Below are 506 nucleotides of genomic sequence, written 5' to 3' on the forward strand. Positions count from 1 at the left end.
GTCTGTGATATCTTGGAAGCAAGGCCCAAGCTGTTTTTTGGCATGCCGCAAGGGAAAAGCGTCAGTCTGCCGGAGGATACGCCGTATAAGGCGGGTAAGGACCTGCTGGCTTTTCAGCGGGCCGGCGGTTATGAGGCAGGGCTGCACGATACGGATTTCTTTTACTATGAGGTAGACAGCATGGAGCGCTTGTCCCTAGGGGATGAGCTTGAATTCCGCGGTAAACGGATGGTGGTCAGCGAAGTGGCGGGCCGCATGAACCGCGGACAATTCGTGTACAGTTACCGTTTGTCACGCGCAGAGGGGATTCGCAGGAGCCCTATCTACAACGAGAAGTTGACGGGTATCTCGCTGGAAGGGGAAGTGCTGGAGGTCAAGGGCGAGCAGGTGAAGCTGCATCTGAGCGTGGACCGCGAGCAGTCGAAGGACAAGGCGCACTGGTTCCCGTTCGCACCGGCGACCGGCAGCGCCATGTACAGCATGCCGAAGGCGGGGACTCGCGCGAG

The 506-nt window shown here is 58.9% G+C and carries 1 pseudogene; it reads left to right on the forward strand.

The annotated features are described in order from the left end of the window. Positions 1 to 42: 42 nt before the first annotated feature. Positions 43 to 506, forward strand: a pseudogene (locus AC3G2T_RS38840) (HNH endonuclease); the annotation flags it as partial.

Source organism: Paenibacillus sp. sgz302191, from assembly GCF_057749925.1.